Source organism: Variovorax sp. YR634, from assembly GCF_900106655.1.
Taxonomy (GTDB): Bacteria; Pseudomonadota; Gammaproteobacteria; order Burkholderiales; family Burkholderiaceae_C; genus Variovorax.
The window spans coordinates 40,268-66,225 of the sequence record NZ_FNOL01000031.1 but is presented as its reverse complement, the minus strand read 5'-3'; the positions used below and the strand labels follow the sequence as shown (position 1 = coordinate 66,225).

Here is a 25,958-nt window from a genome sequence, read left to right as displayed (position 1 = left end):
CCGCCGCTGACCATGTTTCCAGGCTGCGTTGCTCCCCACGCAAACGACTTGATGTCCGTCCACTCCTTGTGGTTCGAGTCCTTCGATTCGCCGTTCGCGCCTTCAACGCGCATGAACATGTCTACTGCCATGATTAACCCCCAAAGTTATATGTGCCCGATTCCGGGACACCGTTGAATTAGCTGCTGTCCTTCTTGTTGGATGGCAGCTTCGAAACCAGCCGCAACGACACCGTCAGCCCTTCGAGCTGATAGTGCGGCCGGAGAAAAAACTTGGCGGCGTAGTAGCCCGGGTTGTCCTCGATGGCTTCCACCTGGACTTCCGCCGCCGCCAGCGGCTTCATTGCCTTCGTGTCCTGCGACGAGGTGCCGGGGCTGCCGTCGACGTAGTTCATGATCCAGTCGTTAAGCCAACGCTCCATGTCCTCGCGCTCGCGGAACGAACCGATCTTGTCTCGCACGATGCACTTCAGGTAGTGCGCGAAGCGGCAGCAGGCGAACAGATACGGCAGGCGCGCCGCGAGGTTCGCGTTGGCCGTGGCGTCGGCGTCGTAGTACTCAGCCGGCAGCTGCAGCGACTGCGCGCCAATGAATGCGGCAAAGTCGGAGTTCTTGCGATGCACCAGCGGCATGAAGCCGTTCTTGGCGAGCTCGGCCTCGCGCCGGTCGCTGATGGCGATCTCGGTCGGGCACTTCATGTCCACGCCGCCGTCGTCGGTCGGGAAGGTGTGCGTGGGCAGGTTCTCCACCGCACCGCCGGACTCCACGCCGCGGATGGAAGTGCACCAGCCGTATTGCTTGAACGAGCGGTTGATGTTCACGCCCATCGCATAGGCCGAGTTGGCCCAGGTGTAGCGGCTGTGCGCGGCCGAGTCGGTCTCTTCCTCGAACTCGAATTCGTCGACCGGATTGGTGCGCGCGCCGTATGGCAGGCGCGCCAGGAAGCGCGGCATGGCCAGGCCGATGTAGCGCGCGTCTTCCGAGTCGCGCAGGCTGCGCCATGCGGTGTGCTCGGTGTTCTGGAAGATCTTGGTCAGGTCGCGCGGGTTCGACAGCTCCTGCCACGAGTCCATCTGCATCACGGTGGGCGATGCGCCGGCGATGAAGGGGCAGTGCGCGGCCGCGGCGATCTTGGCCATTTCGCTGAGCATCTCGACGTCGGGTGGGCTGTGGTCGAAATGGAAGTCGCCGATCAGCGCGCCGAAGGGCTCGCCGCCGAACTGGCCGTACTCGGCTTCGTAGATCTTCTTGAACAGCGGGCTCTGGTCCCAGCCGATGCCCTTGTGGCGCTTGAGCGAGCGCGCCACTTCACGCTTGGACGCGCACATCACGCGGATCTTGAGCTGCTCGTCGGTCTCGGTGTTGTTCACGAGATAGTGCAGGCCGCGCCATGCGCCTTCGAGCTGCTGGAAGTCCTCGTGGTGCAGGATCTGGTTGATCTGCTCGGAGAGCTTGCGGTCGATCTCGGTGATGATGGCCTGCACCGTGCGGTAGGCATCGTTGGAGACGGTAACGGTGCTCTCCAGCGCTTGCACGGCCAGCGTCTTGACGGCGTTCTCGACCGCCTCGCGGGCCTGGTCGGTCTTGGGCTTGAACTCGCGCTGCAGCAGGTCGGAGAACTCGTTCGGCTCGAGCGTTTCGACGGAGGCGGGTGCGCGCGCGGCGGTCTGTTTGGGGGCGGTGCTCATGATGATGACGGTCCTTGCTGCTCGTGCTCGCGCTTACTCGGAAGAGGTCCCTGGGTTGCCGGGTGTGCCGGCCTTTTCGTTGGCGGTTTCCACTGCCTTGGCGACGGCCGGGTTCGGCGCCGAGGCCAGCGACTTGAGAAGCCCCGGGTTCTGCAGTGCCTGTGCGATCAGTTGCTCCGCGCCGTTCTTGCCGTCCATGTAGGACAGCAGGTTCGACAGCTCGGTGCGCGCTTCGAGCAGGTGCTGCAGCGCGCCGACCTGGCGGGCGATCCGCGCGGGCGAGAAGTCGTCCATGCTGTCGAAGGTGATGTCGACGTTCATCTGGCCGTCGCCGGTGAGCGTGTTGGGCACCTGGAAGGCAACGCGCGGCTTGATGGACTTCATGCGTTCATCGAAGTTGTCGATGTCCACCGCCATGAACTCGCGCTCGCCGAGGTCGGGCATCGGGTCGACCTGCTTGCCTGCGAGATCGGCGATGACGCCCATCACGAAGGGCAGCTGGATCTTGCGTTCGCTGCCGTAGATCTCGACGTCGTATTCGATCTGCACACGCGGCGCGCGGTTACGCGCAATGAACTTCTGACCACTGTTTCTGACACGGTTGTCTGCCATAAGCTTCCTCTTGAATCTGTAATGCGTGTGGGTACGACCCCGGCAGTCCTGCCGGCCAGCGGAGTCCGCGACGGCCTCCGCCTTCTTCTTATTACGTGCTGCCCCCACTGTTCAGCGGGCGTCCAGCAAGGCTTTCTATCTTTTGCAATCCCTCGGGCACGAGCTCTTCGATGATCTGGAAGAAGTTGAGATCCAGCAGCCGCTGCGCTCTGCGAATCAGCATGGGCGCCGGATGACTGGGTTCCGTGCGCTCCATGAACTGGCAAGCTTTTTCCAACAACACTTGCACATCATCACGAGTCGATATTTCAATATCTTTAACAAGCACCGTGCGTAGGCCAGCACCACCATTTGCACTGCCGGCAGCAGCACCCTTCGCAGCCGGCCCGGCAACTCCCGCCCCTTGCGGATCGGCTCCAGAGTGGGTTTCGCCAGCCTCGACCCCTTCGCTCTGCGCCTGCTCGGGCAACAGCTGGGCCACGGTGCGCAGCGAGCGTTCGAGCCGCGAGAAATCAGGCGCCCAGCTCTGACCTAGCGCGCGCTCGCAGGTCTCGCGTATGCGCTGCAGCAGGTCGAGCGCAGCACGCAATGCCACCACCGGGGGCGCCGCCTTTTCCTGCGCGCGCCGCGCCGCGTCCCGCAGCCGGCCGATGCCGCCCGGGTAATCGATCTGATGGTCGGTCTTGCTCGAGTCGAGCAAGGCTTCGACCTGTCGCAGGCTCATTGATGCGCCGCCGTCTTCGAGCAGCCTTGCATCGCGAACACTGCGCCCCAATCCCTCGGCCTCGGCCAGCGCGGCCAGTGCATTCATGCGCGGCAGCGGGTCTTCGAAGCCATCGTCGACAACGCGCGGATGCACGCCATCCCAGAATTTCTGCAGCACGGCGTCGACGAGTTGCAACCCATCGACATAGCCGGGCAAGCCACGGTTTTCGGTCCAGGCCAGCGTGAGGGGCACCAGCACCCGCAGGTCACGCGTACGTGTGCACAGCTGCTTCGCGATGCGCTCCACGCGGGCCCAGTCGGGTGGCTCGGCGGGGATGATCGTCGAGCCGAATTGCTGCTCGCGCTTACCGGTTGTTGCTTGGTGCAACGCCATGAAATCGGGGTCGTATTCCAGGTCTTCACCGCACGGATGCGAGCCTTCCACAGGCAACTGCAATAGATCGATTTCGCTCGGCGACAAACCTCTTCTCCCTGTTCAACCGTTTCGTAACAGCGGCAATCTTGAGGGGAACAAGAGGCGCGGTCAACAGCAACAGATTGCAACACGACGCATATGAATTACTAAGGAGTACAACTCCTTTTGAAATTCAAACGGAACGTCTACATGCGAATCACAGCAGACCGCGTTCACTCAAATTGCGCATCAACGCACTGATACCAAAAGTCCACATCGGCGCCTGGTCCGCGTGCACAACGCGATTGACCAGGGCGCCGAGTTCCGGTGCGGCAATGCACACGCGGTCGCCCACGACGTGGGTGAATCCTTGCCCAGGCCCGTGACGGTCTTGTGTCGGCGCGAACATCGTTCCAAGAAACAACATGAAACCATCAGGGTAGGCGTGATGCCTACCCACGGTCTGCGCCACGAGGTCGAGCGGATCGCGGCTGATCTTCGACAGCGAGCTCGAACCCTCGAGCGTGAAGCCCTCGGGGCCGGTCACTTCCAGCGCGACGGTGATGCGGCGCACGTCCGCAATGCCGAAGTGCGCATCGAACAGGCGGATGAAGGGGCCGATGGCGCACGAGGCGTTGTTGTCCTTGGCCTTGCCGAGCAGCAGCGCGCTGCGGCCTTCGAAGTCGCGCAGGTTGACGTCGTTGCCCAGCGCGGCGCCAAGCGTCTCGCCGCGACTGTTGACGGCTAGCACGACCTCGGGCTCCGGGTTGTTCCACACCGAGCCCGAGTGAATGCCGACGTCGGCGCCCGTGCCCACGGCGGAGAGCACCGGGGCCTTGGTGAAGATCTCGGCGTCGGGGCCGATGCCGACTTCGAGGTACTGCGACCACGCGCCCTGCGCGATCAGCACTTCCTTGACCTTCATTGCCTCGGGCGAGCCCGGCACGATGTCGGCAAGGTTGTCGCCGAGCACGCCGCCGATGGCCGCGCGCGTGGCCTCGGCCTTCGATGCGTCGCCGCGCGCCTGCTCTTCGATCACGCGTTCGAGCAGGCTCGCGACGAAGGTGACGCCGCTGGCCTTGATGGCCTGCAGGTCGCAGGGTGCGAGCAGCCAGGGCTTGCTCGTGTCGCGCACGGTCTCGTCGCTGTTGGCAAGGACTTCGTCGAGCGCGGCGATGCGCGGTGCGCCCTGCAATGCGTGGCGAACGGCTTCTGCAGGCCCTTTCTTGCCCTCGAGCAGGTCGCTCATGGTCGGCGCGAGCTTCGACAGGTCGTACAGGTCGCCGTCGTGCACGGCCACCAGCACGGGGCCCACGCCGGGTTGCCAGATGCGGCCGACGAGGGTGGCGCGTTCGGCGTCGCGGGGCAGGCTGGAAGAGATTGAAAGATCGAGCGGCATGGCGTGGTGTCTCCTTGGATGTGTGCGCTACGTTGCATCGTAGCGGCGCACAGCGGATTGCGACGCGGCCGGCTCTTCTCTTTCTGGTGTCAGTGTCCCGGCGCGGCGCGCACGCGCGCCACGTCGGCAGGCAGGTTGGCCCACGCAGGCTCCTGCGGTGCGAAGCGCGTGCGCATGTAGCTGGCAAGCTCGGCGATCTGCCGGTCGTCGAGCACTTCGCGGAACGCGGGCATGAAACCGATGTCGCGGCTCGCGGGCTCGCGCACGCCGTCGAGGATGGTGCGCAGCAGGTTGTCTGGCCTCGCGCTCGTGAGGTTGCTGTTGAGCGCGAGCGGCGTGTTCACGCCAAGCAGCGTGGGGCCGTTGCCGTCGTGGTGGCAGGAGGCGCAGGCGCTGTCGAACATGCGCTGCGCGGGACCGAGCAATTGGCCCTGCGTGCGTGCAGCGTTATCGACCGCTTGCTGTGCCACGACAGTCGGTTGCACGGACGGTGCTGGATTGAACGAACCGAGGTAGGTTGCCATCGCGCGTACGTCTTCATCCGGCACCTGCGCAAGCTCGCGCACCACCTCGGCCATCGGCCCGCCGGCGATGCCATGGCGCTGCGTGTGGCCGTGGCGCAAGTAGCGATAGAGCTCGTCGGCGTCCCACGGCACCGCTGACTTCGACAGGTGCGTGAGCGCCGGTGCTTCCCAGCCGTCGATCATGGCGCCCGACAGCAAGGCGCTGCCGCCCTGCTCCGCGCCGAGCGCATTGCGCGGCGTGTGGCAGGCGCCGCAATGGCCGAGGCCGTTGACGAGATACGCGCCACGGTTCCATTCCGCGCTCTGCGTGGCCACGGGCTGCATCGGCGTCGGGTCATGGAAGAGCGCATTCCATCCGGCCATCAGCGGCCGCATGCTGAACGGAAACTTGAGCTCGGACTTCGGCGTTTCCGCACGCACCGCAGGCATCGACATGAAGTACGCATAGAGCGCCTGCAGGTCGTCGTCACTGGTCTTCGCGAATGCGGTGTAGGGGAACGCGGGGTACAGGTAATGGCCGTCGCGCGAGACGCCTTCGCGCATCGCGCGCTGGAAGGCGCTGAAGGACCAGCGGCCGAGGCCCGTCTCGGGGTCGGGCGTGAGGTTGGTCGTGTAGAGCGTGCCGAAGGGCGTTTCCATCGCGCGGCCCCCGGCGTTGGGTGCACCGCTGGGGGCGGTGTGGCACACGGCGCAGTCCCCGGCGGCTGCGAGCACACGCCCGCGTTCGATGGTGGCCTGGCTGTAGACCGGAGCGGTGAGCGATACGGGCGCGATGGCGGAGCGCCAGCCGAGCAGGCCGGCGACGACGCCGATGCCGCCGACGACGAGCGCGGCGCCGGTAGCCCACAAGCCTTTGCGGCGCGGCCAGGCTGCATTGCTCCTTCCCCCTCTGGGGGAAGGTTGGGATGGCGGCACAGCGGCGTCACCAGGCAACCCCCGGTTCAATTCCGCCAGCACCGTCTCCGGCGTAAACGGCGGCGAGCGAAATCGCACCCCCGTCGCATCGAAGATGGCATTCGCGATCGCCGCAGTCCCCGGCACCGAAGACGACTCGCCCGCCCCCAGCGAAGGTTCGCCGGGCCGGGGCATGTGCATCACCTCGATCACCGGCACTTCGCGGAAATTGATGATCGGGTAGCTGCCCCACTCGCGGCTCGCGACCACGCCCGAAGGCAGCACGCCCGGCAGCTGCGCGCCAGCCGCCGTGCCTTGCTGCTGCTGTTGCGGCGCGAACTGCACCTGCTCCTTCAACGCCCGGCTCGTGGTCTGGATCACATTGCCATGTATCTGATGCTCGACCCCTGCCGGGTTGATCATCAGCCCCGCGTCATGCCCCACCACCACGCGGCGCACATGCACCTCGCCGGTCTTGCGATTGACCTCGACGTCAGCCACCCACGCGGCCCACGCGGCGCCGAAGCCCGGCCACTTGCTGTGGATGTAGCGGGCGTATGCAAAGCCCTGCCCGAAGAGGATGTCGCCCCCTTCGCCGAGCCCACCGTCCGCGTTCTCCTGCGGCCCGGTGCGCATGCGCCAGCCGGCCTTCTGCGCGGTGGCCTGCACCAGCTCGACCGCACGCGGATCTTCCAGGTGCCGCAAGCGGAACTGCACCGGGTCCACACCCGCAGCAGTCGCCAGCTCATCGATGTACGACTCGTGTGCGAACGAACTGGGCAGCGCCGACACGCCGCGCAACCACGAGGCGCGCACGATCGGCGCCATGTCGTTGACCTTCACGCGCAGGTTGTCGTACGTATAGGGCGGTCGCGCGGTGCGGTCGCCCATCTCGAAGGCCTGCGCCACCGGTTCGATGGTGCGCGTGAGCAGCAGCGCAAGCGTCGGCGCGCCGTTCGACGGATAAGAGGTTTCGAAGTCGTATGCAGCGACGCGGCCGTCTGCCATGAGGCCGCCGTCGATCTCCATGAGCTGCGCGGCGCCCTTGGGCTCCCACGCATGCTCCTGCTCGCGCGTGAGCTGCACGCGCACCGGCGCGCCGACCGCACGGGCGAGCAGCGCCGCATCGGCGGCCACGTCGTCGGCGCCGTTGCGGCCATAGCAGCCAGCAGCTTCCATGCGGACCACGTCGACCTGAACGTCCTCCACGCCCATGAGCTTCGCGAGATCGGCGCGCAGCACGTGCGGATTCTGCGAGCCGGCCCAGCAACGCAGTTGCATGCCGCTGCCGTCGGCCGGCTGCCAGTCGGCGAGCGCGCACGAAGGGCCGATGGAGGCATGCATCTGGTACGGCCACACGTAGGTGCGATGCATCGGCTGCGCGGCGGCGGCAATGGCGCCATCGACATCGCCTTCATCGACCAGCAGGCGCTGCGTCGACGGGTTGTCGCGCAGCGCCTGCGCCAGGTCGCCCAGGTCAGGCATGCCGGGCCATGGCTTCCACGTGACGCGCAGTTCACGCAAGGCCTGCTCGGCGTGCTCCTCGCGCTCGGCCACGATGCCGACGAAGTCGCGGATCACGACCACGGCGCGGATGCCGGGGATGTGCGCAATCGACGATTCGTCGACCGCCTCGAGCGTGTTGCCGATGAACTCGCCATGGTCCGCCCCCGCATACGGCGGGCGCACCACGCGACCGTGCAGCATGCCGGGCACGCGCATGTCGTGCACGAACACGAGCTCGCCTGCCAGCTTGGCCGGAATGTCGACGCGCGCCTGCCGTGTGCCGACGACGCGGTAATCGGCGGGGTTCTTTGGCTGCGCCAGCGGATCGAGCCGAAGCACGGTGCGCTGGCCGGCAACCAATTCGGCATAGCTGACGTGTCGGTCCGGCGCTTCGGTGACTCGCACCACGCCGTTGTGCACCTGCAGCGCATCGTCGGCCACGCCCAGGCGCTCAGCCGCGCGCGCCATCAGCCACGCGCGCGCCTGCGCAGCGGCAAGCCGCATCGGCTGCGCATGGATCTGGATCGACGCGCTCGCAATCGTCGCGCCCTGGTTGGGCGCGCGCGCGGTGTCGCCGAGCATCACGCGCACGCAGGGCATGCCGAGGTCCAGTTCCTCGGCCACGATCTGCCCGAGCGCGGTCTGGATGCCGGTGCCCAGGTCGACGTGGCCGTTGAGTGCCGAGGCGCTGCCGTCGTCCCACACGGCGAGCAGGATCTCGTCGCCTTCGATCGGGTTGCCGGCGATGAACGCGGGCTGGCCCTTGGCGGGCGGCGGTGCGAGCGGGGTCTCGCGCACCACCAGCAGCACGCCATTGGCCGACAGGAACTCGGCGCGCGTCCGCGGAAGATCGGCGCGGCGAGTCATGGGGTCGGATGCGCGCGCATGCGCACCGCCGCGCGTTGCACGGCGTCGAGAATTTCGATGTGGGTGCCGCAGCGGCACAGGTTGCCCGAAAGCTCGCTGCGGATGCGCGCATCGCTCGCATCAGGATCGCGCGCAAGCAAGGCCGCCGCCTGCATCACCATGCCGTTGAGGCAGTAGCCGCACTGCGCGGCCTGCGCGTCTTCAAAGGCGGCCTGCACCGGATGCCAGTCGCCGCGCGCGCCCAGCCCTTCGAGCGTTGTGATGGATCGCCCCGCCACGCCACGCGCGGGAATCACGCACGAGCGTGCCGCCACGCCGTCGACATGCACCGTGCACGCGCCGCACTGCCCCAGCCCGCAGCCGTACTTGGGGCCGTTCAGCCCCAGGTCGTTGCGCAGCAGGTGCAGCAGCGTTGCTTCGCGCGGCACGCCCTCGATCGATTGCGCCTGGCCGTTGACCAGCAGGTGCAGCGGCTCAGCGCCGCAACTGGCCGTCACGGGTGTACATCTCCAGGTCCACGAAGGTCGAGCCGTTGTGGTTCTTCGCGCTGTACTCGACGGGAAAGTCGCCGATGCGCGTGCTGCCGATGCTTTCGAGCCCGGCGATGAAGCTGTCGCGCGTGAGTGTCTTGCCCGCGCGGCGCAGGCCCTCGACCATCACGCGCGCGACGATGTAGCCTTCCAGCGCGGTGTAGCTGTCGATCTTCTCGCCGAACTCCGCGCGGTCGCGCTGGTAGTCGGCCACGATGGGCATGCGCTGCGCCTGCGGCGGCGGCACGATGCTGGCCGTGACCAGCCCCGCGAGCTTGCCGTCGAGCCGCTTGGCCGAACCGGCCGCGTCGGTGATGCCGACCGACAGCGTGTACAGCGGCGCGCCCACGCCGTTCGCGCGGTAATCGCGCATGAACACTTCGACCATGCGCCCGGCCATGATCATCACGACCGCGCCCGGCTTGGCTTCAGACAGACCTGTGACGACCTGCTTCGCGTCCTCGGCCGTGATGGCCAGCGGGAAGGTCTTGAGCACCTTCACCTTGTGGTCGGCCGCCAGCTCCTCGCAGGTGGCGAGGTTCGACTTGCCGAAGGCGCTGTCCTGGTAGACCACCGCGATCGACTGGATGCCGATGGTCGAGAGGTGGCTGATGATCTTGCGCAGCTCCAGGTCGTAGCCCGCGCGCACGTGGAACAGGTAGCGGTTGACCTTGGTGCGGAACGAGCTGGTGCCCACCAGCGGTGCGAACATCGGCACGCCCGCCTTCTCGGCCAGCGGCATCGCGGCCGCGAGGTTGCCGGTAGCCACGTAGCCTGTGAGCGCGAAGACCTTGTCCTCGTCGATCAGCTTTGCCGTGTTGACGGCGGTCTTTGCGGGGTCGTATGCGTCGTCGTAGGTGACGAGTTCGATCTTGCGACCGTTGACGCCGCCCGATTTGTTGACCCGGTCGAAGTACAGCTTGATGCCCGCGCGGTAGTCGACGCCGAAGTCTTTCGCCGGCCCGCTGAACACGGCCGACTGGCCGATGCGGATGGTGGTGTCGGTCACGCCGTTTTCCGCGCGTGCCGAACGCAGCAGGCCGGGGCCGAGGGCCAGGGCCGCACCGCCCGCCACCATGGCGCGCCTTGAGATCGAAAGCTTCATGCGTCGTGTGTCTCGTGTTTTCTTGTTGTTCGTCGTTGTTCTTCGCGGTGCAGGCTCAGGCGGTCTGGATGTCGGCGGACTGTATGCGCTTGACGCCCTTGGCCGTCATCTGCTTCCACGCCGCGGCCAGCGAGCCGTTGAGATCGATGCCGCGCGTGGCGTCCTCGATCACGTAGGCCTCGAAGCCGGCCTTGCGCGCATCCATCGCGGTCCAGGCCACGCAGAAGTCGGTGGCCAGGCCGGTGACGTACACGGTCTTGATGCCGCGCGCCTTCAGGTAGCCGGCCAGGCCTGTGGCCGTCTTGTGATCGGCTTCCTCGAAGGCCGAGTAGCTGTCCATCTCCTTGTGGAAGCCCTTGCGGATGATGAGCTGCGCGGTGGGCACCTTCAGCTCCTTGCCGAGCGCGGCGTCTTCAGTGCCCTGCACGCAGTGGTCGGGCCAAAGCACCTGCGTGCCGTAGCTGAGCTTGGTGGTCTCGAAGGGCTTCTTGCCGCTGTAGGTGCTCGCGAAGGACGCATGGCCCGCCGTGTGCCAGTCTTGCGTGACGACGATGTTCTGGAACGCGGGCGCCAGTGCATTGATGACCGGAATGACTTCGTTGCCGCCCTTCACCGCCAGCGTGCCGCCGTCGAGAAAGCAGTTCTGCACGTCGACCACGATCAGCGCGGCCTTGTCGCCGGGCTTGATCTTGCCCGCCGCGAAGGCGTTGAAACCGACACTGCCCAAACCGCCAACCAGCCCGAGGGCGGCGGCGGATTTCACGAGGGTTCTGCGATGCATGGCGTGGACTCCGATGGGTTGAAGGAAAAACTCAGACGCTCAGGTAGGCGCGGCGAACTTCGTCGTTGGCCGCAAGCTCGGCCATGGTGGCGTGATAGCGGATCTGCCCCTTCTCGAGCACATAGGCGCGGTCGGACACCAGTTCGGCGAAGTGCATGTTCTGCTCCGACAGCAGGATGCTCACGCCCTGCGCCTTGAGCTCCAGGATCATGTTGGCCATCTGCTCGACGATCACCGGTGCCACGCCTTCGGAAGGCTCGTCGAGCAGCACGAGGTACGGGTTGCCCATGAGCGTGCGCGCCACGGTCAGCATCTGCTGCTCGCCGCCGCTCATGCGCCCGCCCGGACGGTTCGGCATTTCGCCGAGGTTGGGGAACAGCTTGAACAGGCGCTCGGGCGTCCACAGCGGTGCATCGGTACCGTCGGCCCAGCGGCGCGCGGGCTGCTTGCCGACTTCGAGGTTCTCCATCACCGTGAGGTCGGTGAACACGCGGCGGTCTTCGGGCACGAAGCCCAGGCCCAGGCGCGCTGCGTGGTGCGGCTCGCTCCTGGAGATGTCATGACCCAGGAAGCGCACCGCGCCGCGGCGCTTGGTCAGCATGCCGATCAGCGTCTTCAGCGTGGTCGACTTGCCCGCGCCATTGCGGCCCATGAGCGCAACCACTTCGCCGCGACGCACTTCGAGGTCGACGTCATAAAGGATTTGCGCAGCGCCATACCAGGCGCACAGGGCCTTGGCCTGCAGGAGGGGTTCGTGTGTGCTCATGCTGCGACTCCAAGGGCTGCGGCTTTCTCTGCAATCTTCTCGAATGTCTTGCCGCTGCCGAAGTACACCTCCTGTACCTTCGGGTGGTCGCGGATTTCGAGCGGCTTGCCCTGCGCGATGAGGCGGCCGCGCGCCAGCACGATCATGCGGTCGGCATACGCGAACACCACGTCCATGCTGTGCTCGGTGAAGAGCACGGCCATGCCGCGCTGGATGACGAGATCTTTGGTCAGCGCCATGAGCGAGTTGCGCTCCTTGGGCGCCATGCCGGCGGTGGGCTCGTCCATCAGCAGCAGCTTGGGGCTGTTGGCCATCGCGATGGCGAGTTCGACGCGCTTCACGTCGCCGTACGCCAGCACGCTGCAGGGCCGGTCGGCCTGCGACTTCATGCCGACCTGGTCGAGCAGCGCCAGTGCTTCGTCGCGCTTGTGGTCGGCCGCGCGGCGCCACATGGAGAACAGCTTGCCGTCGTGCGACAGCAGCGCCATCTGCACGTTCTCGACCACGGTGAGCGAGGCGAAGGTTTCGGCAATCTGGAAGGTGCGGCCCACGCCCTGGCGCCAGATGGCGCGCGGCTTCTGGCCCACGAGCTCGTGCCCGTCGAACAGGATCGAACCCTGGTCGGCCTTGAGCTGGCCATTGACCATGTTGAAGGTGGTCGACTTGCCGGCGCCATTGGGGCCGATGAGGGCGAGCAGTTCGCCGGCGTGCAGCTCGAAGCTGATGCCATCGACGGCCTTCACGCCGCCAAAAGACTTGCCGAGGTTCTCGACCTTGAGCAGGGGTGCGTTGGAAGTGGTCGTCATGCCTTGGCCTCCTTCGCCTCGGCAGCCACAGGCGCCGCATCAGGCTTGGCGCGGCGCAGCAGCTTGTCGGTCAGCTGCTTCGCAAAGCCAGCGATGCCCTGCGGGAAAAGCAGCACGAGGATCAGGATGATGGCGCCGAGCGTCGCGCGCCAGTAGTCGGTGTTGCGCGCCACGGTGTCGTGCAACCAGCTGAAAGTGACGGCGCCGACCACCGGCCCCGCCAGCGTCTGGATGCCGCCCAGCAGCACCATCACCAGTCCGTCGACCGACTTGTCGACGCTGAGGCTCTCTGGCGAGATGCTGCCCTTGGAGAAGGCGTAGAGCGAGCCGGCCAGCCCGGCCGCGGCGCCCGCGACGACGAAGGCCGTCCATTGCATGCGCTTGACGTCGATGCCGATGGCATCGGCGCGCAGCACCGAATCGCGGCCCGCGCGCAGCGCATAGCCGAAGGGCGAGAACAGCACGCGGCGCAGCATCATGACGCCGGCGGCCACGAGCACCAGCGTGAGCCAGTAGTAGGTGCGCTTGTCCGACAGCCACTCCGAAGGCCACACGCCCGTGAGGCCGTTGCTGCCGCCGGTGAACGAATCCCACTGGTAGACGATGGCCCAGGTGATCTGCGCGAAGGCCAGCGTGAGCATGGCCAGGTACACGCCCGACAGCCGCACGGCGAACCAGCCATAGATGAAGGCGCCGATGGCCGCGACGAGCGGGGCCACGATGAGCGCCACTTCCATCGGCAGGCCGCTGGAGCGCACCAGCAGCGCGGCGCCGTAAGCCCCGAGGCCGAAGTAGGCGGCATGGCCGAACGAGTGCATGCCGGCCGGCCCCATGATGAAGTGCAGGCTGGCGGCGAACAGCGCGGCAATCAGCAGGTCGATCATCAGCACCGTGGTGTAGGGCGAATCGGCGGTGAGCAGCGGCATCACCATGAGCACCACGCCGAGCGCGGCGACCAGCCACAGGTAGCCCTTGCTCGCGCGGCGCAGCGGCTCCTCGGCCATGCCCACGTAGCGGCTCGGCGCCTGCGGCCGGCCGAACAGGCCCCACGGGCGCCACACCAGCACGATGGCCATGACGATGAAGTCGACCACCAGCGTGAGCTTCGAGAAGGACACGCTGTAGCCGAAGATTTCCACCACGCCGAGCCAGATGCACACGGCCTTGATCTCCGAGATCAGCAGCGCCGCCGCGTAGGCGCCCGGAATGGAGCCCATACCGCCCACCACCACGACCACGAAGGCCGCGCCGATGGTGTTGAGGTCCATTGCGAGCGTGGCCGGCTCGCGCGGCAGCTGCAGCGCACCGCCCAGGCCCGCGAGCATCGCGCCGAGCGCGAACACCGCGGTGAAGAGCCAGGCCTGGTTCACGCCCAGCGCGCTGACCATCTCTCGGTCTTGCGTAGCGGCGCGCACCAGCGTGCCCCAGCGGGTGCGCGTGAGCAGCAGCCACATCAGGCCGAGCACGACCGGGCCGACGACGATCAGGAACAGGTCGTAGGTCGGAAACTGCCGGCCCAGGATTTCGACGGAGCCCGACAGGCCCGGCGCGCGCGGCCCGAGCAGTTCGTCAGGCCCCCAGATGTAGAGCACCGCATCCTTGATGACAAGGACCAGTGCGAAGGTCGCCAGCAACTGGAACAGCTCGGGCGACTTGTAGATGCGGCGCAGCAGCACCATCTCGATCAGCGCGCCGAGAATGCCGACCGCGATCGCGGCAATCACCACCGCCGGCCAGAAGCCCACGCCGCCGCCGAGCTTCTCGACCAGCGTGTAGGCCAGGTAGATGCCGACCATGAAGAAGGAGCCATGCGCAAAGTTGACGATGCGCGTGACGCCGAAGATCAACGAAAGGCCGGCCCCCACGAGGAACAGCGACGAAGCCGACGACAGCCCGGTGAGGAACTGAAGCAGCAGGGACGAGAGGCTCATGGGTGCAAGCGTTCCGAAAAAGGATCAGGGTCAGTCGGCGGCGCGCGACTTCTTGACGTCGGCGGCGGAGGGCTGGAACTTCGCGCCGTCGAAGTAGGTGTAGTCGACCATCACGCCCTTGCCGTTTTCGTTCTTCGTCTTGCCGACGAAGGCGCCCATGGTGGACTGGTGGTCTTCGGCGCGGTAGCTGATCTTGCCGAAGGGCGTATCGACCTGCAGGCCCTTGAAGGCTTCGAGGAGCTTCGGCGTTTCGGTGCTCTTGGCCTTGGCGGCGCCGGCCGCGACCGACTTGATCATGCTGTAGCCGACCACCGAGCCGAGGCGCGGATAGTCGTTGTACTTGGCGTGGTACGCGAGGAAGAAGGCCTTGTGCTCAGGCGTCTGGATGCCGTACCAGGGGTAGCCGGTCACGATCCAGCCGTTGGGCGTTTCGTCCTTCAGCGGATCGAGGTACTCAGGCTCGCCGGTCAGCACGCTGACGACGGTGCGGTCCTTGAACAGGCCGCGGGTGTTGCCTTCGCGCACGAACTTCGAGAGGTCGGCAGCGAACAGCACGTTGAAGATTGCGTCGGGCTTGGCATCGGCCAACGCCTGGACCACGGCACCCGCATCGACCTTGCCCAGCGGCGGCGCCTGCTCGGCGACGAACTCGACGTCGGGCTGCGCGGCCTTCAGCAGCGCCTTGAAGGCAGCCACGGCCGACTGGCCGTATTCGTAGTTGGGGTACACGACGGCCCAGCGCTTCTTCTTGAGCTTGACGGCCTCGGGCACGAGCATCGCTGCCTGCATGTAGGTGCCGGGACGCAGGCGGTAGGTGTATTCGTTGCCGCCCTGCCAGGTCATCTTGTCGGTCAGCGGCTCGCCGGCCAGGAAGAAGATCTTCTTCTGCTTGGCGAAGTCGGCCACGGCCAGGCCGGTGTTCGACAGGAAGGTGCCGGTGAGCACGTCGATCTTCTCGCGCGCCACCAGTTCTTCAGCTACGCGCACGGCGTCGCCGGGGTTGGCGTTGTCGTCGCGCGTGATGAGCTCGATCTTCTTTCCATTCACGCCGCCCTTGGCGTTGATTTCTTCGACGGCCAGCTCCATGCCCTTCTTGTAGGGCTCCAGGAAGGCGGGCTGTGCCTTGTAGCTGTTGACCTCGCCGATCTTGATCACGCCCTGCGCATGCGCGGGAACGAGAGCAGTGGTCAGCGCAGCGAGGGCCGCGGCGCTGAAGACGTGACGCAATGGGTTCATGGGGAAAGCTCCTTGAGATCGAATGAGGAAAGAAAACACCGTGATTGGGCGAGGGCGAAAGACAGCGTCAGCGAAGACCGTCTTCGCCCTTGATTTCATGGGCCTGCAGGCCGCCGATGCGCGGCAGCGGACGGCCGCTGTCGGTGACGGCAACCGCCACCACGATCTCGTTGGCGCGCGGTGCATCGCTCACGCGGGCTTCGATCGCGTCGAAGTGGCTGCGCACGAAGGCTGCGTCCTTGTGGCCGAGCGGCACATCGATGGCGGTGCCCAGCGTGCCCTGCTTCTTGGCCGAAGGCACGAGCGCCGCGCCCTTCTCGACCGCAACGCGCAGCGGCGCGCCCAGCTTGGGATGCAGGATGGCGGCGGCGTGTTCGAGCTCGCCGCGCTCGCCGACGATGGCGGCCTTGCCGTAGCTCTGCGCCTGGCCGGGCTCGATGCCCAGAGCCTTCACGGCCTTCTGGCCGAGCAGCGCGCCGAGTTCTTCGCCGATGGCGATCAGCTCGTCGAGGTTCTCGCTGTAGCGGCCGGCGTAGGGGTTCTCGATCACGGCGATTGCGACGGCGCGGCGCGTGGGCGGCGTGACGTCCTTGCCCATTTCCTTGCGGGTTTCATCGACCTGGATGACGAGCTTGCGGATGTTGGCGGTCATGTTCTGTGTTCCTTGTCTTGTCTCTGTGCGGGTCAGCGCAGGCCATCCCACTTGCTGATGTTCTCTGCGAGCAGGCCGCCGACACGGGCATGCACGCGGTAGCCCGTGCTCATCGCGAGGATGAAGACGATCTCGTCCGCAGCCGGCGCGCCAGGCACTCGCACTTCGATGGCGTCGAACTGGCCGCGCACGTAGCTGGCGTTGATGTTGGTCAGCGGCACGTCGAGCGCGGCGCCGGGCGGGCCGACCTTCTTGGTCGACGGCACGATGGACAGCGCATTGCCGGGCTGGCCGGTTTTTTCTTCGGCCGTGCCTGCGGTGTAGGCAACGCGGCTGCCTTTCCAGCCGAGCAGCTCGCGCATTGCGTAGCCGCCGGGCACGTGCCACAGCGCGCCGTGCTCCAGCTCGCCGTCGGCGCCGACGATGGCGCCCTTGCCGTAGGTGGCGATCTGCTCGAGCGGCACGTCCATGGCGGCGTGCAGCTTGTGCGCCATGTCGACGCCTACGGGGTCGAGCAGCGCCATCATCGGCAGGATGTCGGGCTCGTAGCGGCCGGCGAACGGATTGGTCAGCACCGCGCCGATGGCACCGCGCACCAGCGGCGTTTCGGCGCGCGGTCCGAACTCGTGGTGGATGTGCTCGACATGGGTGAAGACGCGTCGGATTTCGATCATGAAAAAGAACCTTGCTTTTCGTTAAGCAAATACTGAACCAACTGCTTTCGGCAGCTCGGTCTTGAGCGCCTTCGAGCATAAGGGCTCGACAAGTCGCCACTGCCCCTGACAAACGAGTAGAGCGGCCCACACAAGCCCGCCTTTTTGCAGGACCTTGGCGCACACCACGCCCGTATCGAGTGCGCTGCGCACCTGCTCGGGGGCCAGCGCGGGCACGTCGACGGTGACGAGGGTGTCGCCGAGGTCGCTGTCGTCCTTGCATTCGTTCGCGGGGCGGCGCGCGATGGCAGCATCGTCGACATCGACGGCGTTGGCGATCACTGTCGCCGCCGCATCGGCCTGCGCTGCAGTGGCGGCCAGGACCGTCACGCTGTCGGCGATGCCCAGCGAGAAGCTGCGCCCGCGCCAGCCGCTGGTGGCGACGCCTCGCACGGGCTGGTCGGCGTGCAGCTCGAACTGGCCGTCGGTGGTGAGGATGCCGCTGCCACCATCGACATGATTGCGCCAGTCGAAGCGCGCAAGGTCGGCGAACACGCCCACGCGCGCCGATTGGCCGGGCGCGAAATGCAGCGCGATGTCGCCGCCGTTGTTGATCCATGCGCGCTCGATGCCGGGGCGCTCGTAGAACGCGATCAGCTCCTGCGCGACCGAGCCGGCCACCGCCGCCATCGGCGTGATGAACATCGGGGAGAACGCGGCGCAGGCGTCCCACATGCGGCGCGCCACCACATTGCGCGGACGCATCTTGTCGGTGACGGGCAGGCGCAGCAGCGGCAGCTCGTGCACCAGTTCGTCGAGCACGTGGACGAAGCGCGCCCACGCGGCGTCGTGCGCGGCCGCGACGGCGTACGGATCGCCATGCGCCTCGGCCACGATGTCGATCGGGCCGTGGTTGAAATGCCAGCGGTTCTTGTCGAGCGCTGCGCGTTGGGCGGACATGATCAGCCCAGCATGGGAGCGTGGCCGAGCGGCCACGGATTGGCGTCGTCCATCGCGAGCCATTGGCGCGCGAGCGGGGCGCCGTCTTCCTGCCATGCACCGCGCGCGAGCGCCTGTTCGAGCGGGAAGATGTGTTCCATGTGGCCGCCGAGCGCCTCGTAGTCGTCGCGCCGCATGCTGAACTCGATGGGTGCGACGATGGCTGGCGTGGGCACGGTGCCGAAGCTGTTGTCGGGCATGCGCATGACGTCCGCCATCACAGTGATGCCGCCGCCGGGCCACACGTATGCCGGCGCGCCGCCGCATGTGACGTTGACCAGCGCGCGCTTGATGGCACGCGTGAGCAGCACCGGGTTTTCGGTGACGCCCGCGCGCAGGCTGCCGCCCGCGCCGCCGAGGAACAGCACGGTGCACAGCGAGGGTTCGCAGTTCTCGCCGATGCGGTCGACGATGCGCTTCACCTCCGCAGGCATGGGCTGCTCGACGGGCTTCAGTGCATCGTCGAGCACGTACCACTGCGCGTGCTCGCCGGTGGTCGAGGTCATGAGCAGGCGCAGGCCGGGGCGCGCAACGCCCTCTTCCCAGCCCTCGATGATCGCGAGCGGATCGGCGATGTCGGTGCCGCCCCAGCCGTTGCCCGGGTTCGCCACCTGGAAGTAGCGCCCCGGCGTGGACTTGCGCCCCAGCATCTGGATGCCCGAGGGCGCCATGTCGAGGCAGCGACCAGCCTGGTGCTCGGTGAGCACGCCGGTGATGTGGTCGTCGACCACCACCACTTCGTCGGCCACGCCCGCGAACTGGCGCGCGAAGATGCCGACCGCCGCGGAGCCGCAGCCCACGCGCATGCGCTGCTCTTCGACGCCGTTGACGATGGGCGCCTTGCCGGCCTGGATGACGAGGGTGGAGCCGCCGTCGATGGTGCACTCCACGGCCTTCTTGTTGCCCAGCAGTTGCATCAGCTCGGCCGTCATGCGGCCTTCCTTCTTGCTGCCGCCAGTAAGGTGGTGCACGCCGCCGAGCGAGAGCATCTGCGAGCCGTACTCGGCCGTGGTGACGTGGCCCACGACTTCGCCGCGATAGCGCACGTTGGCCTGCTCGGAGCCGAGGAAGCGGTCGGTGTCGATCTTCACCTTGAAGCTGCAGTAGCTGAAGATGCCTTCGGTGACGACGGTGACCATGTCGACGCCCTGGGCCTTCGATGCAACGATGAAGGGCGCGGGCTTGTAGTCGGGGTAGGTGGTGGACGAGCCCACGCCGGTGACGAAGACTTCGTCGGCGTGCAGCAGGTCGCCGTTCCAGTCGGGCTCGGCGGGAGCCGGGGCCGTTTCGGCGCCAGTGCGACTGAAGGGCACCAGCGCAGGCGCTTCGCTTTCGATCGTCCGGCGCAACAGCACCACGGGATCGACGCGCACCAGCACGCCTTCGCGGTTGGCATAGCGGTCGCAGGCGCCGGTGCGGCCGTCGGAGATCTGGCACAGCACCGGGCAGGCGTTGCACTCGACTTTGGCCGTGCTCATGCGCTCGTTGCGCGGCGGCGCCTTGCCGAAGGCGCCGCTGCCGGCTTCAGCCACCACGGGCATGTCCATGCCGGGGAGGCCATCTGTCTTGGTGTGTTCTGTCATCGGGCAATCTCGTGGGCGTATGTGGGCAAATCCTGGCTGTCGGGGTTTGCAACAAACGTGCCGTCCGCCCGCTTGTGCACCGACTTCCGTTTGTGTAGCATTCCCTACACTTTCATGTTGCGTTCACTACATTCGCAGTCAATGTAGCAAACAGGCCCGATGCTTGCAATGGTGTTTTCTCGCGATGTTCATCGGGGTTTTTACGACCAACGACAATGGAGGGTTCGGAGCCGGCCGGCGGTTTTCGCCCCAAAGGCGTGCACGTCGGCTCAGCCAACCTCCCCTGTTACCAACCAACTCTTGAGTTCCGTATGAGTGCATTCAGCGAAGAACGCGTCCTGAGCGTCCACCACTGGACCGACCGCCTGTTCACCTTCACCACCACGCGCGACCCGGCGCTGCGCTTCTCGAACGGTCATTTCACGATGATCGGCCTGAAGGTCAACAACAAGCCCCTGCTGCGCGCCTACAGCATCGTGAGCCCGAACTACGAGGAGCATCTCGAGTTCCTGAGCATCAAGGTGGAAGAAGGCCCGCTGACTTCGAAGCTGCAGCACATCCAGGTGGGCGACACCATCATCGTGGGTCGCAAGCCCACGGGCACGCTGCTGATCGACTACACGCTGCCGGCCAAGCGCCTGTACCTGTTCGGCACCGGCACCGGCCTCGCACCGTTCATGAGCATCATCCGCGACCCGGACACGTACGAGAAGTTCGAGCAGGTCATCCTGGTGCACGGCGTGCGCCAGGTCGACGAGCTGGCCTATCACGACCTCGTGACCGACCACCTGCCCAAGCACGAGATCCTCGGCGAGATGATCGCCAAGCAGTTGCTGTACTACCCGACCGTCACGCGCGAGGAGTTCCGCAACCAGGGCCGCATCACCGACCTGATCGAGAGCAACAAGCTCACCGACGACCTCGGCCTGCCGCCGCTCAACGTCGAGGAAGACCGCGTCATGCTGTGCGGCAGCCCCGGCCTGCTGGTCGACCTGAAGCACATCCTGGAGAAGCGCGGCTTCAAGGAAGGCAACACGAGCACGCCGGGCGACTTCGTGGTCGAGCGCGCGTTCGCAGAGAAGTAATCGGCATCTCGCGCGCCCGATGGCCGACAGCCGCTCCGCACCCAAGACCAAGCCCCAGCGTCGCACGGGCGTGCGCGAGGCGGCCGCCCAGGCCACGCGCGACAGCATCCTGAAATCGGCGACCAAGGTGTTCGCCAAGTACGGCTACGACGGCGGCAGCGTGGAGAAGATCTCCAAGGCCGCGAAGTCGTACGACCGGATGATCTATTACTACTTCGGCAGCAAGGAAGGCCTCTTCATTGCGGTGCTCGAAGGCATCTACCAGCGCATGGACGACGCCGAGGCCGCCATCGCGCTCGACGCCTCGCGGCCGGTGGAAGCGCTCACCGAAGTCATCCGCTTCGTGCTGGGCTACTACCGCAAGAACCCCGAGTTCGTCACGCTCTTGAACACCGAGAACCTGCACAAGGGCCGGCACATTTCGAAGTCGCTGCGGGCGCGCGAGTATTCGTCGCGCGCGGTGGCGATCATTGCGGAAATCCTCGCCAGCGGCGCTGCGCAGGGCCTGTTCCGCAAGGAACTGGTGGCGCGCGACATCTACCTGCTGATCGCGTCCACGGGTTATTTCTACACCTCCAACCGCCACACGCTCACCGCCTTCCTCGGTGAACCGCTGGAGTCACCGGAGGCGATCACGCACTGGGAAGACTTCGTGATCGAGACGCTGCTGCGCACGGTGCGCGCGGACGCGGATACAGAAGCGGACGAGCCGCAAGACAACACACCACCCCACGAGGACACATCGAAATGGCAGAAATCGCAGCCGGCGGCAAGTCGGGCAAGGTCGTCATAAAGAACATCGGGCTGCTGCTCTCGGGCGACATCGACAAGCCCATCCTCGACGCCGACACCATCGTGGTGAACGACGGCCTGATCGTCGCGGTCGGCAAAGAGAAAGACTGCGATCTCGAAGGCGCGCAGACCGTCATCGACGCGAAGAAGACCTGCGTGGCGCCCGGCCTGATCGATAGCCACGTGCATCCGGTGTTCGGCGACTGGACGCCGCGCCAGGGCCAGATCGGCTGGATCGACTCCACCATGCACGGCGGCGTGACCACCATGATTTCCGCCGGCGAGGTGCACCTGCCCGGCCGTCCCAAGGACATCGTGGGCCTGAAGGCCCTGGCCATCACCGCGCAGCGCGCCTTCGACAACTTCCGCCCCGGCGGAGTGAAGGTGCTGGCGGGCGCGCCCGTCATCGAGAAGGGCATGGTCGAGAGCGACTTCAAGGAACTCGCCGAAGCCGGCGTGGGCCTGCTTGGCGAAGTGGGCCTGGGCTCTGTCAAGGCTGGCTATGAGGCGAAGGAGATGGTGGCCTGGGCGCGCAAGTACGGCATCCAGAGCACCATCCACACGGGCGGCCCGTCGATCCCGGGCTCGGGCCTGATCGACAAAGATGTTGTGCTCGAGGCCGACGCCGACATCATCGGCCACATCAACGGCGGCCACACCTCACTGCCCGAGGCGCACGTGTGTGAGCTCTGCGAGAAGAGCTCGCGCGCCATCGAGATCGTGCACAACGGCAACGAGAAGGTGGCCATCGCGGCGGCCAAGGCGGCGCTGGAGCTCAAGTGCCCGCACCGCGTGATTCTCGGCACCGACGGGCCCGCGGGCTCGGGCGTGCAGCCGCTGGGCATCCTGCGCATGGTGGCAATGCTGTCGTCCATCGCGAACATTCCGGCCGAGCTGGTGTTCTGCTTCGCGACCGGCAACACGGCGAAGATCCGCAAGCTCAACTGCGGCCTGATCGAGGTGGGCCGCGACGCCGACTTCGTGTTCATGGACCGCGCGCAGCATTCGCCCGCGCCGGGCCTGCTCGAAAGCGTGCAGCTCGGCGACATTCCGGGCGTGGGCATGGTGATGATCGACGGCATCGTGCGCTGCGGCCGCAGCCGCAATACGCCGCCCGCGACTGAAATCCCGGTGGTGGTTTCCGGCGCGCACTGACACGCGCCACGACACCCGGCGGCCTCAGCCGCCGCGGTGCGAGCGAAAGACCAGGTAGCGCGCCGACAGGAAATTGGCGCTCATGCCGGCAAGGCTGCCCAGCGCCACGCCCAGGGCAGCGGCCCAGTGCCCTTCGACGCAGTGCAGCGTCAGCACATAGGCGCCGTAGTTGAGCACCGCGCCGGCGGCCATGGTCGCCAGATAGCCCAGGTACTCGCGCCAGAGAGAGCGGCCGGCCGATGCGCTGGCCGCGAAGGTGTAGCGGCGGTTGAAGGCCCAGGTGGTGGTCGCCGCTGCAAGAAACGACACCACCCGCGCGCCGTACCAACCCAGCAGCGGCGCCAGCAGATACAGCACGACCACGTCGACCACGAGCCCGATCACGCCGACGAGGGCGAAGGAGAGGAACTCGCGTCCGATCTTCATCGTGAAGTGCGTGTGCCGCGGGCCGCCTGCTCGCGCACGCTAGGAATCGCGAGGTAGCTAAGCCGCTTGGCCTCCCGTCGCCCCAGCGTGATGGCCTGCATGACAACGCCGCACACGAAGGACAGCATGGCAGCCAGCATCGCACCCGTGGCCAGCACCGCCGTGGGGAGCCGGGGCACCAGGCCGGTGTGCATGTAGGTCATGACGAGCGGCAGGACCAGCGCGACCGACATCAGCACCAGCAGCCCCCCGATGATCGAGAAGAACTGCAGCGGCCGCTCGCTCACGAACAGCTTGCAGATGGTCTTGAGGATGCGCCAGCCGTCGCGGTAGGTCGAGAGCTTGCTGACCGAGCCTTCGGGGCGCGTGCTGTAGGCGGTGCTTTCCTCGGCATAGGGCATGCGCAGTTCGAGCGCGTGCACGGTGAGTTCGGTTTCGGTCTCGAAGCCCCGCGACAGCGCCGGGAACGACTTGGCATAGCGCCGCGAGAACACGCGGTAGCCCGAGAGCATGTCGCTGAGGCCTCCGCCGAACAGCTGCGCCACGGCGCCCGTGAGCATGCGGTTGCCCAGGCGGTGGCCGGTGCGGTAGGTATGCGCGTCCAGGCCGTCGTCCACGCGGCTGCCGACCACCATGTCGAGGTTGTCGCTCACCAGCCGGTCGATGAGCCGGTGCGCGGCGCCGGTGTCGTAGGTGGCGTCGCCGTCGACCATCACGTACACGTCGGCATCGACGTCGGCGAACATGCGCCGCACCACGTTGCCCTTGCCGCGCAGGGTCACGTGCGTGACGATGGCGCCGGCCGCGCGCGCCACGGCGGCCGTGTCGTCGCTGGAGTTGTTGTCGAAGACGTGGATCTCGGCCTCTGGCAGCGCAGCGCGAAAGCCCGCCACCACCTGGGCGATGGCTAGCGCCTCGTTGTAGCAGGGGATCACCGCGGCAATGCGCAGGCCGCTGCTGCCGTGGGTGGTGGGGAAATTGGCGTCGGTCATGGTGCGGCGGGAAGGATACGGTAGACCCGGCTGCCGTCCTTCTCGTATTCGACGGCGAAGTACTTGTCGAAGTCGACGCGCGCGCTGAATACGGGCACCACGCTGTCCGGCAGGACGACCGCAACAAAGCCCAGGCCACCGAGCTTGCGCGCGAGATCGCCGCCCGACAGGCGCCCGAAGTCGGTGTAGCGCCACGGCCCGAGCGTGTCGCCCCAGATGGGGTTGGGGCCGTAGTAGATCGCCTCGTTCAGCGCGATCTGGTAGACGCGGCCGGTGGCAGTGCGGCGCAGGTAGTCCATGACGGCGTAGCCCGGCACGTGCTTGCGCAGCACGGCATCGCGGGCTTCCGGGGTGATCGAGACCATCGACACCTTCACCGCGGTCTGGCGCACCGACACGGCGGCCAGCACGGCCAGCAGCAGCACGAGCACCCAGTCGCCCGCGCGGGCGCCGGAACGCGCGGTGTCGCGGCTCATCGAGCCCGTTGCGACGGTGCCGGCATCCTGCGTCTTCTCCTTCGCACCGAACATGCGGCGCACGCCCGATGCGGCCCAGCCGAACAGCACCTGCCAGCCGATGGCCGCGATGGCGGCCAGCAGCGGGAACGAGGCCGTCAGGTAGCGCGGATAGCGCGAGGTCACGACCCAGACCACCACCGAGTAAAGGCAGAACCAGCCTGCCGCACGCACGGCCGCGGAGCGCTTCCACAGCACGCTGAACGGTGCGAAGAACACGGACCAGATCAGCGCATTGGGCAGTTCGGCATGCACGCGCACATCCGCCACCTGCTGCACGTAGTCGGCCGGCGTCCATTCGGTGAAGCCGAACACGCGCGCACCGATAGGGTTGAACGGGTCGCCCGTCATGACGGCGTTGCGCGCGTACCAGTACACGCACGGGATCAGGAAGCAGACGAACACCAGCGCCCATGCCTGGGGCCGGCGCTCGTGGCGAATGACGAACAGCGCCACCAGCGGCAGGAAGATCAGCGCCTGGTACTTCGAGCCCGCGGCCACGCCGAGGCAGAACGCAGCCACGCCGAGCCAGCGCATGCCGCCGTGCGCGGGCTTTCCGGGTTCCGATTCGCGCCACCACCACAGCGCCACGCAGGCCGACAGCACGAACAGCGCCACGCCCATGTCGATCAGTGCGTTCGAATAATCGCCAAGCCCCAGCCAGATGGCCGCGCCGATGCAGGCGGTGAGCCGGTTGGCGTGCAGGATGCCGAGGCGGAAGATCATCACCACCGACAGGGCGCCCGCCAGTGCATTGAGGAAGTGCGGCAGCACGTCGTCGCCGACCTGCAGTGCGGCGGCGTAGAGCAGGTTGTAGTTGTACGGGAACCAGGGGTAGCGCAGCCAGTCGTGGATGCCCAGCGAGCCCTGCTGCGCGACCTGGCGCGCATACGGCAAGTGGTACATCAGCTCGTCGAAGGCGATCGGCGGCGCGAGCGGCGCTACCAGCGCGGGCAATGCGACCAGAGCCAGCGCGATCATCGCGACGCGTTCGAAGTAGGTCCACGGCGCGGCGGGTTCGTTCGCGCGCAGGGCACGCCGCTCGCGCAGCCACGACGGCAGCTGGATCGCCGCCGCAACGAAGCCCGCCACGACAAGCGCCACGGTCGCGCCCATCTTGAAGGCCCCGAAGATGGCCAGCGCCTGGAACGCGCAGATGAAGAGGCCAACGCCCAGCGCCACGGCCATGGCGGCTTCGAGCCCAGCGTCGCGGCGCGGCGGCGGGGCCATGCGGCCCAGCAATGCGCGGCCGTAACCCCAGCAGCTGAACACGAAAACCGCCAGTGCCGCGTAGTGCGCGGCTGCAAACATCAGCTTCTGAATAACAACTCCCGGCGCCGGG

Annotated in this window: 23 protein-coding genes; 3 read left to right on the top strand and 20 right to left on the bottom strand. The window is 66.8% G+C overall.

The features are described from left to right. The 17 genes from BLV60_RS31400 to BLV60_RS31320 all read right to left on the bottom strand — a co-directional run. On the bottom strand, positions 1–131 hold a 131-nt coding region (locus tag BLV60_RS31400), incomplete at its 3' end, for a type VI secretion system tube protein Hcp (RefSeq protein ID WP_143042660.1). Positions 132–178: 47 nt separating this feature from the next. After that, complete coding sequence (gene tssC / locus BLV60_RS31395) at positions 179–1,687, bottom strand: type VI secretion system contractile sheath large subunit (protein WP_093059305.1); 1,509 nt, start codon at positions 1,685–1,687, stop codon at positions 179–181. A 33-nt stretch (positions 1,688–1,720) separates the two neighbouring features. Then, on the bottom strand, positions 1,721–2,299 hold the full coding sequence (tssB, locus tag BLV60_RS31390; RefSeq protein WP_093059303.1) for a type VI secretion system contractile sheath small subunit: 579 nt from the start codon (positions 2,297–2,299) through the stop codon (positions 1,721–1,723). A gap of 91 nt (positions 2,300–2,390) precedes the next feature. Then, positions 2,391–3,485 (bottom strand): type VI secretion system protein TssA, encoded by a 1,095-nt coding sequence (tssA, locus tag BLV60_RS31385; protein WP_093059301.1) that lies wholly within the window; start codon positions 3,483–3,485, stop codon positions 2,391–2,393. A 151-nt stretch (positions 3,486–3,636) separates the two neighbouring features. After that, entirely contained in the window at positions 3,637–4,818 is a 1,182-nt protein-coding gene (locus BLV60_RS31380) for a fumarylacetoacetate hydrolase family protein (RefSeq protein WP_093059299.1), read from the bottom strand. An 89-nt stretch (positions 4,819–4,907) separates the two neighbouring features. Next, entirely contained in the window at positions 4,908–8,609 is a 3,702-nt protein-coding gene (locus BLV60_RS31375; RefSeq protein WP_093059297.1) for a molybdopterin cofactor-binding domain-containing protein, read from the bottom strand. Then, positions 8,606–9,106, bottom strand: coding sequence for a (2Fe-2S)-binding protein (locus tag BLV60_RS31370; protein WP_093059295.1), 501 nt, complete (start codon positions 9,104–9,106; stop codon positions 8,606–8,608). The genes BLV60_RS31375 and BLV60_RS31370 overlap by 4 nt, the downstream gene beginning before the upstream one ends. Continuing rightward, complete coding sequence (locus BLV60_RS31365) at positions 9,084–10,244, bottom strand: ABC transporter substrate-binding protein (protein WP_256329659.1); 1,161 nt, start codon at positions 10,242–10,244, stop codon at positions 9,084–9,086. Before BLV60_RS31365 ends, BLV60_RS31370 begins: the two co-directional genes overlap by 23 nt. Before the next feature lie 55 nt (positions 10,245–10,299). Beyond that, positions 10,300–11,025: a bifunctional nicotinamidase/pyrazinamidase gene (gene pncA, locus BLV60_RS31360; RefSeq protein WP_093059292.1), complete on the bottom strand. Its 726-nt coding sequence runs from the start codon at positions 11,023–11,025 to the stop codon at positions 10,300–10,302. A 31-nt stretch (positions 11,026–11,056) separates the two neighbouring features. Beyond that, positions 11,057–11,791 (bottom strand): ABC transporter ATP-binding protein, encoded by a 735-nt coding sequence (locus BLV60_RS31355; RefSeq protein WP_093059290.1) that lies wholly within the window; start codon positions 11,789–11,791, stop codon positions 11,057–11,059. Further along, a complete protein-coding gene (locus tag BLV60_RS31350) occupies positions 11,788–12,597 on the bottom strand; it encodes an ABC transporter ATP-binding protein (protein ID WP_093059288.1) in 810 nt (269 codons plus the stop codon). Before BLV60_RS31350 ends, BLV60_RS31355 begins: the two co-directional genes overlap by 4 nt. Next, positions 12,594–14,528 carry an ABC transporter permease gene (locus BLV60_RS31345; protein WP_093059286.1) on the bottom strand — a complete coding sequence of 645 codons (1,935 nt, stop codon included), beginning with the start codon at positions 14,526–14,528 and terminating at the stop codon, positions 12,594–12,596. Before BLV60_RS31345 ends, BLV60_RS31350 begins: the two co-directional genes overlap by 4 nt. Positions 14,529–14,558: 30 nt before the next feature. Next, positions 14,559–15,764, bottom strand: a complete 1,206-nt coding sequence (locus BLV60_RS31340; protein WP_093059284.1) for an ABC transporter substrate-binding protein — start codon at positions 15,762–15,764, stop codon at positions 14,559–14,561. Between the two features lie 67 nt (positions 15,765–15,831). Then, positions 15,832–16,416: an amino acid synthesis family protein gene (locus tag BLV60_RS31335; RefSeq protein WP_093059282.1), complete on the bottom strand. Its 585-nt coding sequence runs from the start codon at positions 16,414–16,416 to the stop codon at positions 15,832–15,834. Between the two features lie 32 nt (positions 16,417–16,448). Further along, positions 16,449–17,090: an amino acid synthesis family protein gene (locus tag BLV60_RS31330; protein ID WP_093059280.1), complete on the bottom strand. Its 642-nt coding sequence runs from the start codon at positions 17,088–17,090 to the stop codon at positions 16,449–16,451. Between the two features lie 21 nt (positions 17,091–17,111). After that, positions 17,112–18,029 carry a UPF0280 family protein gene (locus BLV60_RS31325; RefSeq protein WP_093059278.1) on the bottom strand — a complete coding sequence of 306 codons (918 nt, stop codon included), beginning with the start codon at positions 18,027–18,029 and terminating at the stop codon, positions 17,112–17,114. 2 nt (positions 18,030–18,031) lie between these two features. After that, on the bottom strand, positions 18,032–19,651 hold the full coding sequence (locus tag BLV60_RS31320; RefSeq protein ID WP_093059276.1) for a 6-hydroxynicotinate reductase: 1,620 nt from the start codon (positions 19,649–19,651) through the stop codon (positions 18,032–18,034). Between the two features lie 311 nt (positions 19,652–19,962). Here BLV60_RS31320 and BLV60_RS31315 point away from each other — a divergent pair, with 311 nt between their 5' ends. From BLV60_RS31315 to BLV60_RS31305, 3 genes are read left to right on the top strand one after another with little or no spacing between them, the layout of a single operon-like run. Next, positions 19,963–20,736, top strand: a complete 774-nt coding sequence (locus tag BLV60_RS31315; RefSeq protein WP_093059274.1) for a ferredoxin--NADP reductase — start codon at positions 19,963–19,965, stop codon at positions 20,734–20,736. 19 nt (positions 20,737–20,755) lie between these two features. After that, on the top strand, positions 20,756–21,529 hold the full coding sequence (locus BLV60_RS31310; RefSeq protein WP_093059272.1) for a TetR/AcrR family transcriptional regulator: 774 nt from the start codon (positions 20,756–20,758) through the stop codon (positions 21,527–21,529). Continuing rightward, on the top strand, positions 21,484–22,683 hold the full coding sequence (locus BLV60_RS31305; RefSeq protein ID WP_093059271.1) for an amidohydrolase family protein: 1,200 nt from the start codon (positions 21,484–21,486) through the stop codon (positions 22,681–22,683). The genes BLV60_RS31310 and BLV60_RS31305 overlap by 46 nt, the downstream gene beginning before the upstream one ends. 24 nt (positions 22,684–22,707) lie before the next feature. Here BLV60_RS31305 and BLV60_RS31300 read toward each other — a convergent pair whose 3' ends face one another. Genes BLV60_RS31300 through BLV60_RS31290 form a run of 3 tightly spaced genes read right to left on the bottom strand, consistent with a single transcriptional unit; the run spans position 22,708 to position 25,927 of the window. Beyond that, entirely contained in the window at positions 22,708–23,109 is a 402-nt protein-coding gene (locus tag BLV60_RS31300; RefSeq protein ID WP_093059269.1) for a GtrA family protein, read from the bottom strand. Then, positions 23,106–24,101: a glycosyltransferase family 2 protein gene (locus tag BLV60_RS31295; protein WP_093059268.1), complete on the bottom strand. Its 996-nt coding sequence runs from the start codon at positions 24,099–24,101 to the stop codon at positions 23,106–23,108. Before BLV60_RS31295 ends, BLV60_RS31300 begins: the two co-directional genes overlap by 4 nt. Continuing rightward, complete coding sequence (locus BLV60_RS31290) at positions 24,098–25,927, bottom strand: ArnT family glycosyltransferase (RefSeq protein WP_093059266.1); 1,830 nt, start codon at positions 25,925–25,927, stop codon at positions 24,098–24,100. Before BLV60_RS31290 ends, BLV60_RS31295 begins: the two co-directional genes overlap by 4 nt. Positions 25,928–25,958: the final 31 nt, after the last annotated feature.

Excerpts from the sequence above, each read along its gene's own strand:
- tssC (WP_093059305.1), bottom strand. The coding sequence starts at position 1,687 with ATGAGCACCGCCCCCAAACAGACCGCCGCGCGCGCACCCGCCTCCGTC.
- tssB (WP_093059303.1), bottom strand. The coding sequence starts at position 2,299 with ATGGCAGACAACCGTGTCAGAAACAGTGGTCAGAAGTTCATTGCGCGT.
- BLV60_RS31380 (WP_093059299.1), bottom strand. The coding sequence starts at position 4,818 with ATGCCGCTCGATCTTTCAATCTCTTCCAGCCTGCCCCGCGACGCCGAA.
- BLV60_RS31375 (WP_093059297.1), bottom strand. The coding sequence starts at position 8,609 with ATGACTCGCCGCGCCGATCTTCCGCGGACGCGCGCCGAGTTCCTGTCG.
- BLV60_RS31365 (WP_256329659.1), bottom strand. The coding sequence starts at position 10,244 with ATGAAGCTTTCGATCTCAAGGCGCGCCATGGTGGCGGGCGGTGCGGCC.
- pncA (WP_093059292.1), bottom strand. The coding sequence starts at position 11,025 with ATGCATCGCAGAACCCTCGTGAAATCCGCCGCCGCCCTCGGGCTGGTT.
- BLV60_RS31355 (WP_093059290.1), bottom strand. The coding sequence starts at position 11,791 with ATGAGCACACACGAACCCCTCCTGCAGGCCAAGGCCCTGTGCGCCTGG.
- BLV60_RS31350 (WP_093059288.1), bottom strand. The coding sequence starts at position 12,597 with ATGACGACCACTTCCAACGCACCCCTGCTCAAGGTCGAGAACCTCGGC.
- BLV60_RS31345 (WP_093059286.1), bottom strand. The coding sequence starts at position 14,528 with ATGAGCCTCTCGTCCCTGCTGCTTCAGTTCCTCACCGGGCTGTCGTCG.
- BLV60_RS31340 (WP_093059284.1), bottom strand. The coding sequence starts at position 15,764 with ATGAACCCATTGCGTCACGTCTTCAGCGCCGCGGCCCTCGCTGCGCTG.
- BLV60_RS31335 (WP_093059282.1), bottom strand. The coding sequence starts at position 16,416 with ATGACCGCCAACATCCGCAAGCTCGTCATCCAGGTCGATGAAACCCGC.
- BLV60_RS31330 (WP_093059280.1), bottom strand. The coding sequence starts at position 17,090 with ATGATCGAAATCCGACGCGTCTTCACCCATGTCGAGCACATCCACCAC.
- BLV60_RS31325 (WP_093059278.1), bottom strand. The coding sequence starts at position 18,029 with ATGTCCGCCCAACGCGCAGCGCTCGACAAGAACCGCTGGCATTTCAAC.
- BLV60_RS31320 (WP_093059276.1), bottom strand. The coding sequence starts at position 19,651 with ATGACAGAACACACCAAGACAGATGGCCTCCCCGGCATGGACATGCCC.
- BLV60_RS31315 (WP_093059274.1), top strand. The coding sequence starts at position 19,963 with ATGAGTGCATTCAGCGAAGAACGCGTCCTGAGCGTCCACCACTGGACC.
- BLV60_RS31310 (WP_093059272.1), top strand. The coding sequence starts at position 20,756 with ATGGCCGACAGCCGCTCCGCACCCAAGACCAAGCCCCAGCGTCGCACG.
- BLV60_RS31305 (WP_093059271.1), top strand. The coding sequence starts at position 21,484 with ATGGCAGAAATCGCAGCCGGCGGCAAGTCGGGCAAGGTCGTCATAAAG.
- BLV60_RS31300 (WP_093059269.1), bottom strand. The coding sequence starts at position 23,109 with ATGAAGATCGGACGCGAGTTCCTCTCCTTCGCCCTCGTCGGCGTGATC.
- BLV60_RS31295 (WP_093059268.1), bottom strand. The coding sequence starts at position 24,101 with ATGACCGACGCCAATTTCCCCACCACCCACGGCAGCAGCGGCCTGCGC.
- BLV60_RS31290 (WP_093059266.1), bottom strand. The coding sequence starts at position 25,927 with ATGTTTGCAGCCGCGCACTACGCGGCACTGGCGGTTTTCGTGTTCAGC.